The sequence below is a fragment of the Candidatus Methanomethylophilaceae archaeon genome, from assembly GCA_017524805.1.
GTDB lineage: Archaea > Thermoplasmatota > Thermoplasmata > Methanomassiliicoccales > Methanomethylophilaceae > Methanoprimaticola.
This window is the reverse complement of sequence record JAFXUX010000025.1, coordinates 1-11,888: the sequence shown is the minus strand read 5'-3', so window position 1 is coordinate 11,888 and position 11,888 is coordinate 1. Positions and strand designations below refer to the sequence as shown.

Here is an 11,888-nt window from a genome sequence, read left to right as displayed (position 1 = left end):
TCGGGGCAGTTTTTTTTTCAATCCTCGGCGCTTTTGGTCACCATATTCAGCCCTATCACTCCGGCGATGATCAGGAGCAAGAAGAAATATCCTGATATGCTTGGGAATTCGCCGAAAAGAATCATTCCTACGATGACTGAGCCTATAGCGCCTATTCCCACCCATACTGAGTAGGAAGGGCCGGTGGGCAAGCCCATGCTCATGCCTTTGTTCAGGAAAACGACGCTTATCGGAAGTATGAGAATGGTCACGACCGTCCAAAACAAATCCGAGAATCCGTCAGACAGATCCATCGTGGTCGCCCACAAGGTTTCGAAGACGCCTCCGATGAGGACCCAAAACCATGCTTTGCTCATGCGGCCACCCCGGATGATATATGGAGCCCGACGACGCCCACGAGAATCAGGAATACCAGCCCGATCTTAATGCGATCCACCTTTTCATGGTAGAGGAAATATCCGACTATCATCGTGAATACCGCTCCCATGCCGGTCCACATCGAATACGCTATCCCCAAGTCCATGTCTTTCATGGCCATTCCGACGCACATCGGACTCAGATACATGAACAGCCCCGTGAGGGCCAGCCAGAACCACCTGTAATTCTTGGCGGTGTCGTACTTCTTCATCATGACGACCCATACTGGCTCAAGAATCCCTCCGGCTATGACCCAAAGCAGCGATGCGCTGATCATGGCTGACGATTCATAAATCCGTATTTATCATTCTCTGATGTTTGGGGCCCTTATGTCTTAACAATTGAACGTGCTGCGAGACAGAAAAAAAAGGGATGCCGGGCGGGAACCCGGCTTTCAGAGGTTTTTCTTCAGGGTGAACGCGGCGCTGTTGACAGCCATGACCGCAGTCCCAATTTCGAGAGGGTCATGGATTATCGCTTTGGCTTTCCGCATTCCTTCGGCATCGAAATTGTGCGGGACTCCGGGCGTGGAAATCACGGAGCCTTCGGCCATGATTTTTCCCGGGAAGGATGCCGGAGCGGCGTTCAGTATGTATTTGTGGGACGAAATCGCGGATTCCACGTCCCTGAGGGCGGTGACGCCATACAGGGATTCAAGCCTCTCAGCCTTCTCGAACAGGATGTCGGTGACTGAAACGTTGGCGCCCATGGCTTTCAGGATCTGCACCGCTTCGGTTCCGACGAATCCTGCGCCGATCACGAGGACATCCTTCCCATTCAGATCTCCTCCGGCAGCGTTCTTCAGGCATACCGAATATCCCATCGCGGTGCCCCAGGAATTTTTGGTCTGCTTCCCTTCGCGGACATTGTATGCGATGAACATCGTGTCGTCGGCCATCATTATGAGGTCGGCGCCATCTCTTATGGCCTCCGAGAAACCTTGGACGTCGGTCCCATCGGTCACATGAGACGCCATCCCGAGCCTTCTGACTATGGCATCGACGGATTTGGCGAAGCCTCCTATGACACCGAGCCCGGATGTTATGGGAACCACTGCGACATCGAATCCGGAGAGATCCACGTCTCCTTCGAGGCCGGCAGCCTGGATGGCCATCTCTTTCACGGTAGTGCCGCACATCCTGATGAGCTTGGAATCCAAATCGATCTTGTCGTCCGGAACGCCGGCGATCATGTCGGGGGTGAGCCTGGTCATCAGATCACCTCCGGGGTCCCGTCCAGGAATCCGGAGCATCCGCACGCGTCGATTATTTTCTCTATGCATGACGCGGCTTTTCCGTCCGCTTCCGCTTCGGTCCGGCCCTTGGATATCAGAGTGGCTCTCCATTCTTTTTTCCCAGGCTCATAATCGGTTATGGAGTTGTCGCATCCGAATAGCCCGGGAGCGAACCTTGGCCGGCAGACGTGGCCGAATTCTTTCTCTCCGCTGGATCTGAGCACACCGTCCTTGAAGACGACGTGGCGATACACCGAGCATCCTTCTTTCGGCTGCTTTCCGGTGGGTTTCCCTATGGCGGTGGCGCAGAGCTCCTCTAGGAGATTGATTCCGGTGGCCGCTTCGATGGCCGCGGGCGTCTGGCTCGGGATTCTCGCGTCGATCTCCAATACGCGCAGGCCCTTGGGGGTGTCTATGGCTTCCACGTCCATGAGCGCGCTGAGCCCCATGGCTTCGGCCACTCTCCTGCCGATGCCGGCGAACTCCCTGTCCTCTTCCGGGGAAAGTATGTTAGGGTTGCATCTGACCATCTTGCAATCGTAGTTGGAGTCTAGGCAGACCTCGGTTGTGACGTACGATCTGGCCGATTGGCCGTTGCCTATGACTTCGATGGAGACGCTTTTTCCGTGCACGAATTCCTGCATCACGGGCTCGTCTCCGATGCTCTTTATGAAATCGAGCCCTTTCCTGACGTCCTCGTCGTTCCAGGCTACGGCAACCCCGATGCTTCCGCTTTGGCTCGACGGCTTCACGATCGCAGGGAATCCGCATTCCGGCCATGGCTTGGGAAGCGGGACGCCAACCGACGCCATGATCTCGTTGGAGCGGTTCTTAGAGCTCGATATCTCATAGGACTTGAGGTCGAAAAGGAGCGGAACTTCGGTTACCATCGAGTCCAGGCATCTGAGGAGTTCGATCTCCTCGCATGCAGGGATGATCGCATCGCATCCTTCGAACACCTTTCTGGCGCCTTCGGGGTCTTTCGTGGGATCCAAATGGATGGGTTCGTCGCAGATCGACATCGCCGGGGCGTTCTCCTTCCTGTCGAGGACTGCCGTCTCAAATCCGGCCGCTTTTGAGAGCAGGACCGCCTCCATCCCCTGGAGGGCGCCGCCGACTATGGCGATGCGGGTCATCTCGAAGCCATCCTTGCCCTGCGGGAATCCAGGTAGGCTCTGTACTCGGTGCTTGTGGCATGCCTGTGGCCCATCTCTTCGAGAAGCTCGAATACATGTTCTACGGATCTGTTCCCGTTCTCGATGTCCAGTTCGTGCTGCGCCACTCCCGCCAGATTCTTGCTCGGAGGGACAATGGATGTGACCACATTGGCGCCCGCATTTATCCTGGTCTTGAGGCCTGAGATGCCCTCGACGTCAAGGCTGCAGGGGATGAGTTTGTCGTGGTTCATCAGCCTCATGACGGCTATCGCCTTCAGCTCTTCCGTCGGGCCGTAAGGCTCATTGTTTTCCATGGGGGTGCCCAGCTGCGGGACGAAAGTCATCGCCCTGACCTGGTCGCATCCGAGGGTGCTCATGGTGAGGATCGTGTTGGCGCGGTCTTTGACGCTCTCTCCGAGCCCGATCATCATCCCGTCTTCGGTGAGGAGCCCGGCCTTTCTGGCCCAGATCTTCTGGTTGCGGCGGTCTTCGTAGCTTTGGTTGAGCCTGAGGGATTCGAAGAGCTTTCTGTTGTACGTCTCCTGGTAGCATGCGTACCAATCCGCGCCCGCCTCCCTGACCAAGGGGAACATGCGCTCAGGAAGCGCCCCTGGCGAGGCCATGATATTGATCCCGACGTCTTCGTGGACGGCGTGGATGATGTCCAGCAGACGCTCGCAACCGTTGGCGTACATCTCCGGGTCCTCGCCCATGGTGAGATCGGCCAGATTGATGCCAGCGTCTTGGAGGGATCCCGCGAGTTCGACGATCTCTTCCTTGGACTTTCTGTATCTCTCCTGGATCTTGTTGGTCGTCCTGTAGTAGCAGAATGCGCAGTTGTTTTTGCAGTAGGTCGAGAAATAGACGAATCCGTAGGTGTAAATTTTCTTTCCGAAAGTTCTGTCGCGGACCCTTTTCGCGGCGTCGAAAAGTTCCCTCAATTCGTTGTCCTTGGTTATTGACATCAGCTCGAAGATGTCGCGGGATCCGAGAGGGTATCCCTTCTCCGCATTCGCTAAAATATCAGATATCATGTCTATTCCTCAGTCCATCTTGTAGCCGTTGACGTAAGTGGTGCTCTTCCCGGTCTTCCTCACGTTGCTTTTTCCATTTTTGAGCATGAGCAGGCGCTCAAGTCCGAAGCCGACCCCGGCCCAAGGCTCGTGGATATCGTGCGCCGGATCAAGTTTGTGGGGCCCGATGGCACCCGACGCGACTTCGGTCCCGTTTATCTCCACGTCGAGGGTCTCCACATAAACGTCGGATTCTTCGCGGGTCGTTTCGTATTCCAATCCGACGGCATCCATGATGTCGCCGATATAAGTCTTGAGATGCTCCATGGCATCCCCGTCCGGACCCAATTCCACGAGGTTGAGCATCGTGAACTCCTCCAGATGGGTGGAGCTCTTGGATTCCTTCCTGAAGCATGAGCCGATCTCGAATATCTTCACCGGACCGTCGGTGTGGTCTCTCAGCTTTCTCATGACGGCGTACAGGTTCATGGCGTGCATAGGCCTCAGCGCCCTCTTGTCGTCGATGAAGAAGACCTGCTTGTAGAGGGGATGGTCCGCGGTGATGGTCATCTTGGCCAAAGCGGCTTTGGATACGAATATGGGGGTGTGGACTTCGATGAAACCTCTGGCTTTGAGCTTGGATCTTATGGCGTTCGCCAGATCGGTGAGATTGTTGGAAGGGTTTGAGATGACGCCCTTCAAGCCCTTGTCGTTCGCGGATTTCAGAGCAGACATCTTGGCTGAGAATGCTTTGTCCCTGGCGGCGGCGTCTTCGAACTCCGCGTCGGCCCAGTTTTCGTCTCCGTATTCCATCAAATGCTGTATCTGAGGATCCGTGAATTTGATGCCCATAATATCGACCATGACAGATGGCGAAAGGCCGGGGGGTCGAACCCCGCTTACAGGTTTTAGAGACCCGTTTGCTCGCCGGAGCGCCCTCCGTTGCGGTCTAAGAAGTTTAACAAATATTTAAGCATTGCGTAAATATAGCGCTTTCTTTAAATAGTTTTTGTGAGAGCAGTTGTACTAGGCGGAACAGTCATAGCGCAAGCTGGCAGCAACGGCCGCAGCTGGGGCAGATACTTCTGTTCGTCTATGCCTACATAGTGCAGTCATCGATTATTCTGTATTTAACGGCATCGAACGATGGGTCAGCTTCGAATCCAACTCCATCGAAATTGAGGTATATGGAATCCAAGATGCTTATTTGTGTCTATCATAGCTGTCATCTCAAGCCCCAGGAAAGGGGGATTCGGCGAGAGATTGTTCATGAGAGCGGTCGAAGGCGCCCGCGAATCCGGGAAAGAGGTGGAAATTTTCCGTCTCAACGATCTGAACATCAGGCAATGCCAGAATTGCGAGTCATGCAGGGGAAACGACGGCCATTGCGTTATGAAGGATGATATATCCCCTATCTTGGAGAGAATACGCCAATCAGATGGCCTGATAGTATCAGGGCAGATACGCTTCGCCAGGATCGATGGCGCTCTGAAGACTTTCGCAGATCGTTTCTATTCGTTCATGACCGACAGATCCACCGTTTTGGATGGCGGAAAAAAGCTCATCACCATCTTGACGGCAGGCGCCGATGAGACCAATGTCGAGAAGGAATCCGCCGAGTTCGAGAGGATGATGAATCAGTATTTCCTTTTCGAGCCCGTGGGCAGGATAACCTATCTCAGCTATCTCATGCCCGCGGATTCCGATTTCATCGATGAATCGCCTCTGATGGAAGCTTATGAAGCCGGGAAAAAGATGCGATCGTGACGGTGTCTATGAGGCCTATCTGGAGGCGCTCAGAGCTCAGTCACGGTCTCTTCCAGCGGTTTCCTGTCATTGTGCCGCGGGGAAGGTTTCGAATTCTCTGAAGGATAGCCTACGGGAAGGAGATTCATGACTTCTAGGTTGTCCGGGATGCCCAAGGCTTCTTTGATCTCCTTGGGGTCGAACCAACCGACCCAGCATGTGCCGAGCCCGAGCTCCGTGGCCTGCAGCATCATGTGATCAGTCACGATGGCCGCATCGGTCTCCCCGAAATTGCGTTCGGAGAATGGGCTCACAAAAGAGGCGGAGGGATCGGAGCAGATGATGATGACGACGGGAGCGCCGAAAGTCATGCTGCATACCGAGCGGAGCTTTCCGAGCATGCGCTCGCTTCTGACGGCATAGATACGTTGGGGTTGGGCGTTCTTCGCGGTGGGAGCCAGACGTCCGGCCTGAAGGATGGCTCTGAGTTTCTCATCTTCCACGGGTTTATCGCTGTATTCTCTTACAGAATATCTTTTCGCAATCAAATCGGCGAACATGAAAAGAGAAAGCGTTTGCGAGTATATCAAATCGGAAGAAATAAGCGGCTTTCGCCTAGGAAGCGAAAGCCTGAAGGAGGAAGAGTGCGCCCGGATGTCCGGACGCTATTAAAAATCAGTTTTTGCAGATCCTTATTCCAGAGCAGTTGGATCTGCTGAGGTCAAGCCCAAGTCCCTCAAGGGTTGCGGCGGCTTTGTCGTAGACCTCAAGGTACTCCTTGGTGGGCCTTACGGTGGTGACGTCGTAGCACTCCTGGAAGGTCTTTCCGGCTGGGGCATCGGTGTAGTGGGCTTCGTAGAGCGGAACAAGCTTGCTGAGGATTTCGTTGACCTCAGAGACTTTCATTCCGGCTGCGGCTGCTGCGGCGTTACCCATCATCCTGGCTTCCATTCCGGTGGTCTTGTCTTGGACGACACCTTTTGCTGCTGCAGATCCGGAGAGGAGCTCTCTTCCGGAGGCGGTGTCGTTGATGGCCTGGGCGGCAGTCTCGAGGAGACACATCTCCGTGCAGGGTCCTGCTATCGGGTAGTATTGGTTGGCAAGCAGGAGGTCTGTGTTGGCGTCGACAGCGGCGCATGCCCATCCTGCGACCTGCAAGGTCTCTTTGGCCATGGTCGTTCCCCACCTGATGTGGATAGGGCCGTCCAGGTGGAAGTTCCCGGAGAACAGCGCGAAAGATGCGAGCGTGGTTGCGACATCGCAGATCGCGGTCTCTTCGACTCCGCCGGTATATCCGCCGAAGATAGGCATCTGCTCGACCATGATGGTGTCTCCGGAGACGGTCCATCCTGCGAGCATGTTAAGCCCGGTCATATCCATTTTGAGCTCATTCAGCTGGGAGCATTCGTGGGCATCGGTGATCCTGTGCCCTGCGGAAGGACAGTCCGCGACCAGCCTAGCGGCCTCGGACAGAGGCGTCTCAGGTCCCTAGACGCCGAGTCCAGGTCTCTGAGCTCTGGTCCTTGCCTCTTTGGTGGCTCTCAGTTCTTGCATGGTCGCACGGATTTCCCAAGGGGTCTTGCTCTTGGCGGGTTTTCCTTCGACGGTAGTCATGACGCCGTTGACCAAGTCATCTACGATACCCTCCTGGGCGTAGGACTGCATGATCTTCACGAAGTAGTCCTCGGACAGAGGGGATCCGGTAGGTCCTCCCTGAATGATCGGTTTGACAGGTGAGTTTCCGCGCCTGGGGTAGAACCTGGCGATGTCCCTTCCCTCACCGAGTATGAGCTTCTTGGGAGCCCTCTTGATGCCTTCGAAGACCTCTTCTTCCGTCACTTTCATGACGCGGCCGAGATCCTGACAGTAGTAACCAGTCTCGACGAGCATCTCCAGTCCTGCCTGGAACAGAGCGTCTTTCTGGTCTTTGTCTTCGGGAATGAAGGTGTCGATTTTGATGTTGTACTTCTCTTTCAGAGCCGTAGCGTTTCCGGGAATGATCTTGTAATCCCAATCTGCTTCGGGGACCTTCTTTCCCTTGATGAATCTCTCGTAAACGTCGGTAACGGTGAGGAATCTTGTTGCTGCCATTTTTTCACACCTCGAATCAGTTTCCAGTAAGTCTGTCAACGAGCCCAATTATTTCATTCGCAGTTTCGGAATATCCGTCGGCACCTATCTGGTCGCACCATTCCTGGCTGCAGGGTGCTCCTCCGAATATTGCCTTGTAGGGGGCGTCCATTTCCTTGATGGTCTCAACGAGCTCTCTCTGAGCTTCGAGGGTGGTGGTCATGAGGGCAGATCCTCCGCAAACCTGAGCGTCGTTCTCCTCTGCGGCGTCCATGAAGTCCATAGCGGACACATCAGGTCCAAGGTCGATGACGTTGTAGCCCGCGCCTCTGAGCATAGCGCAGCAAACGTTCTTTCCGATTTCGTGGATGTCTCCCTCGACAGTTCCCATAACAACGGTTCCCTTGAGCGATCCGGATCCGGATTCCATGAGGGGCTTGAGGACGTTCAGTGCGGCCTCCATTGCCTTGGAAGCTGCGACGACCTGGGGGAGGTAGATCTCCGCCTTGTCGAACCTGATTCCGATGGTTTCCATTCCCTTTCCGAGTCCTTCTCCGATGATCTCTCCGACCGACATTCCAGCGTCGATCGCTTCTTGGGTTGCAGACTGGGCCAGCTTGAAGTCCCAGGTTTCTACCGACTTTCTAAGATTCGCAATAATTTCTTCATTAGCCATTTTTGTTTCCTCCCTATACGCAAATCACTTTGCGTTGAGTGCTTCCGAGTCTTTGACTCATCGGCGAACTATACATCACATCATCAGTATATATAAGTTTCTATAAAGGTCGATAGTTCGATCATATCATATTTAATCATACTCATTTTTGATTTTTCGTGTTATCTTATCATATTTAAAATAGTAGGTTAATCTCACCTATTATAGTATTGTTTTAAATAATATAAAGATTAGATTAGAATATTTTACATAATATATTATTTAGATAATAACTATTAAACAGTCATTAGAAATGGATATTTAATATTTTATCATTTTATTTTTATTTAATTTAGAATAATATTAATTTTATATAAATAACAGATATTTATTATTAAAATTAATAATTAAATATTGCATAAATGTCTTAGGGAATAAAGAATCCATATGATATATGATTATAGTGACGCATCAATATTTATCCCGAAATAACGAGATCTGAGCTATGAATGATGCAGGTTCTTTGCAGCTTGAAGACGGTCGAGTCTTATCATTTATTAGATGGATATTCTGGTAAAATATTATTAAAAATAGTTGAACAATAACATTAAATGAAGAATTATCGAATCGAACAAAGAAAGGATGGAGCGATCCTTGGGCTCTGAATCTTTTGCGGGCAACCCCTTTCAAAATCACTATTATTTAAAACTATGCATTTGAACATCCATCCGGAAACGGATGCCGGCGGCGCGCCCATTCCGGCAGATGATAGGAAAGGTGATGGGGCGGCCCAAAGCCACGGGCGGGCCGCATCACACCTTAGATGAATTCTTGCCCGGTGTCCGTCTCTACGGATCTTCCTTCCAAGAGGCCATCGAAATTTTTGTCGGGATAGGCGCGCAAGACGTTCAGCAGCGCGATGAAATCTCTGGAAAGGATTCTCGGGCTCACCGACTCAGAATTCGATCTGACGGACAGCATATACCTCTCCACCATTTCCGGTGTGATCTCAGATTCATATTCGTTCGCTATCTGATGCAGCTCCAGTATTCTCAGAAGCAGCGCCTCCTGTTCTTCGACGGTCAGCGGCTTTGTCCTCACCACCGGCCCCGAATTGATGTCCAGACCCTTTTCGAAGCGGCTCTCCTCCAGTCTGGTTCTCAGCGCCCCATAGCTATACAGCCCAGTGACCGGATTCTCGAGGAATTCGGGCGTTCCGCACATATATGCCGCCATATGGCGCGAATACCCCTGTGCGATATCGTTGTACATCGCCAATATCATTTCATAATTGGCGTTCCTGGCCGAATTCGCCGTTTTCAAGAGCACATCTGCCTGATCCATTATCAAAACCAGGCCTTTGAATCCGGCCATCACCGCGAATTCCGACCATAGGCGGATGAACATGTACCAGTTCTCATCTTTGACGCAGGATCCGATGTCAAGCTTGTCCTTGGATTCCTTGAGAGAATTGCATTCTCCGCCCAGCCAGCGGAGCTGATCCGTCACATCGCGATCCGCCCGGCTGCGTACATAATACTTTATTATTACTCTAAAGAAATCGGCGGAGAACGGCATCGATATTTTCTCTGTTTCCAAGCCGATCTGGGTTTCCACATCCCTTATCTGGAGATTTTGGACAGGCATCCCGGTCCTTTCCGAGGCTCTGGTTTCGACGCCGGACAGCCAGGTCTGAATCAGAGCTTCTATCGCCCCTCCGTCCATCATGCCTTTCATTGTCGCGCTGGATATCAGCTTGCGATAGAGCATGATCCCTTCGCCGTTGCTTCCCTTCAGTCTGCTGGACGGGGTCAGATCGGCGTTCATGACGATGAAGCCCATATCGGCCGAGTGGGTGCGTATCAGCTGGGACAAGAAGGTCTTCCCGGAGCCGTATTCCCCTATTATGAATCTGAATGCGCCGATGCCTTCCGCGGCGTCTTCAAGGTCTCTGTCAAAAGCGCATATTTCGTTGCGCCTTCCGACGGCAATCTGTTCGGCGCCTCTGGGCGGCACCACCCCGGATGAAAGGGCCTTGACGATCGTTGTCGCTGATTTTTTCCCTACTTTAGTTCCCATCCTTCACAACCTCCAGAATCTCGCCGATATAGTCCGGGTCCAATTCTCCCCCGTCTATTATCGGATCTCCCAGCAGCGATTCCGCCAGGGCGTTCAGCTCGGCTTCCGCGGCCATCCTCATTTGCCCGTGCTTTTTGAGCACAGCGCTGGGATCGGAGCCTTCCGCCAGCGATGCCAGGTATTCCTTCTGGAACGGGGACAGCTTTCCCGCGAAGCTGGCCCAACCCGTTTCTTCTTCCGTATCGTGCGTCAAATTTATATCATATGTGGGATTCGGCGCCTTTTCGGCCGGCTCCTCTTCAATGGAGCTCCACATTTTGGATACGAAATAGAGATCATCCAACGCCTTCCTTACGTTCTCCCTGATTATTCCAGCCGATTCTTGCGGTGCCGATACGCTGGAAGCCGCTTTTATATAGACCGGTTTCAGGTCGATGTCTGACGTCCCGAGATAATAATCCTCCCATTTTCCTGTGAAACCGGGTTTCTTGGGGACTGGCGGAAGGCTGAAGCCATTTTGGTCATACTTTATTGCGATGCTTTTTCCTATGCCGGTGTGGCATACGATAGAGATAGGCTCGTAAACGGCCTCAATCCTGATGTTGCGAGGGGTCGGATCGAAGGCCGGCCATCTTGCTTTGAATCCCTTCTTTCTGGGTGGCTGGGGAAGCTTGGGAAACTCTCCGGAAGGGCATCCCACCGTCGCGAAGCGCTTACCATCGGCAAACAAAACTATTGTGTGGCTTGGGCCTCTGTAAATAGCACGCACTGTTACGTCTTTGTATCCTACCGCGAATGGCTCCCATTTCCCCTCGAATCCGCGGATCGGCATAGGTATTGGATACGGGCCGCCTGCATTCGCTTCGGATTCCGAGCCATCGCATTGGAGGAAACGGATTCTGGCCGGCCTATAGATAGCTTTGATTGTGACGTCGGAATCCCCAAGTTCCGTGGGCCCCCATCTGCCTGCCATCCCTTTGATTCTCGGCGTATCTGGGATCGGGCATTTGAGACCGCCCGAATCGAATTGGACGATTCTCACCGTCACTCCTTTGGCCACGAATCTTGCCGCATGAATTCTTTCCGCCATCGATTTCCGGATGCATTTCGCCGATATAATCAATGGCAGAAATATGGCCATATTGTTTTTCAGGCAGGGGCGTTCTTCTTAAGCGCTCTGCAATCCCGGGATTATTTATCGTTTCTCGCAGCGCCTATCCTTGGTTCTGACCTCTCCCTGATCCTTCGGGCCGCCGGAGGGCGTTCCCGCAGAGCTGGCATATGGAGAAGGGGTTCAGACCGGTGTCGCGGCCGCACGCGGGGCATTCCATGCGGGGGGCGGGGGCGGGACGGCATCTTACGGGTTCGGGGACGCCCGGGGGCGCGTGCGCTACCATTAAAAGCGCGCGAGGCGTGTTGATTCCCATGTGGACATTCACATCCGAAGTTTCCGGCCGCCGGTGGGCCGCTGCGGCCGCGATCGCCCTGGTAGCGTTCGCCGCCCTGGCCGCCGTCTC

At 53.3% G+C, this 11,888-nt stretch carries 11 protein-coding genes and 1 pseudogene; 1 reads left to right on the top strand and 11 read right to left on the bottom strand.

Translation table 11 applies throughout. The annotated features are described in order from the left end of the window. Positions 1-17: 17 nt before the first annotated feature. The 6 genes from IKP20_05215 to IKP20_05190 form a co-directional block, all read right to left on the bottom strand. Entirely contained in the window at positions 18-356 is a 339-nt protein-coding gene (locus IKP20_05215) for a multidrug efflux SMR transporter (protein MBR4504350.1), read from the bottom strand. Beyond that, positions 353-694, bottom strand: coding sequence for a multidrug efflux SMR transporter (locus IKP20_05210; protein ID MBR4504349.1), 342 nt, complete (start codon positions 692-694; stop codon positions 353-355). The genes IKP20_05215 and IKP20_05210 overlap by 4 nt, the downstream gene beginning before the upstream one ends. Before the next feature lie 117 nt (positions 695-811). Further along, the gene (gene pylD / locus IKP20_05205) at positions 812-1,630 is read right to left on the bottom strand and encodes a 3-methylornithyl-N6-L-lysine dehydrogenase PylD (GenBank protein ID MBR4504348.1); all 819 of its coding nucleotides are present in this window, start codon (positions 1,628-1,630) and stop codon (positions 812-814) included. Further along, complete coding sequence (gene pylC, locus IKP20_05200; GenBank protein ID MBR4504347.1) at positions 1,630-2,778, bottom strand: 3-methylornithine--L-lysine ligase PylC; 1,149 nt, start codon at positions 2,776-2,778, stop codon at positions 1,630-1,632. Before pylC ends, pylD begins: the two co-directional genes overlap by 1 nt. Positions 2,779-2,783: 5 nt before the next feature. Continuing rightward, on the bottom strand, positions 2,784-3,842 hold the full coding sequence (gene pylB, locus IKP20_05195; GenBank protein ID MBR4504346.1) for a methylornithine synthase PylB: 1,059 nt from the start codon (positions 3,840-3,842) through the stop codon (positions 2,784-2,786). Between the two features lie 9 nt (positions 3,843-3,851). Beyond that, positions 3,852-4,673: a hypothetical protein gene (locus IKP20_05190; protein MBR4504345.1), complete on the bottom strand. Its 822-nt coding sequence runs from the start codon at positions 4,671-4,673 to the stop codon at positions 3,852-3,854. A 357-nt stretch (positions 4,674-5,030) separates the two neighbouring features. Here IKP20_05190 and IKP20_05185 point away from each other — a divergent pair, with 357 nt between their 5' ends. Beyond that, positions 5,031-5,588 carry a flavodoxin family protein gene (locus tag IKP20_05185; GenBank protein MBR4504344.1) on the top strand — a complete coding sequence of 186 codons (558 nt, stop codon included), beginning with the start codon at positions 5,031-5,033 and terminating at the stop codon, positions 5,586-5,588. Positions 5,589-5,617: 29 nt separating this feature from the next. Here IKP20_05185 and IKP20_05180 read toward each other — a convergent pair whose 3' ends face one another. The 5 genes and pseudogenes from IKP20_05180 to IKP20_05160 form a co-directional block, all read right to left on the bottom strand. Then, the gene (locus IKP20_05180; protein ID MBR4504343.1) at positions 5,618-6,127 is read right to left on the bottom strand and encodes a nitroreductase family protein; all 510 of its coding nucleotides are present in this window, start codon (positions 6,125-6,127) and stop codon (positions 5,618-5,620) included. 115 nt (positions 6,128-6,242) lie between these two features. After that, a pseudogene (locus tag IKP20_05175) lies at positions 6,243-7,658 on the bottom strand (monomethylamine:corrinoid methyltransferase). A 16-nt stretch (positions 7,659-7,674) separates the two neighbouring features. Continuing rightward, positions 7,675-8,313, bottom strand: coding sequence for a cobalamin-dependent protein (locus IKP20_05170; GenBank protein ID MBR4504342.1), 639 nt, complete (start codon positions 8,311-8,313; stop codon positions 7,675-7,677). A gap of 798 nt (positions 8,314-9,111) precedes the next feature. After that, positions 9,112-10,371: a DUF2791 family P-loop domain-containing protein gene (locus IKP20_05165; protein ID MBR4504341.1), complete on the bottom strand. Its 1,260-nt coding sequence runs from the start codon at positions 10,369-10,371 to the stop codon at positions 9,112-9,114. Further along, entirely contained in the window at positions 10,361-11,461 is a 1,101-nt protein-coding gene (locus IKP20_05160; GenBank protein MBR4504340.1) for a hypothetical protein, read from the bottom strand. Before IKP20_05160 ends, IKP20_05165 begins: the two co-directional genes overlap by 11 nt. Positions 11,462-11,888 lie beyond the last annotated feature (427 nt).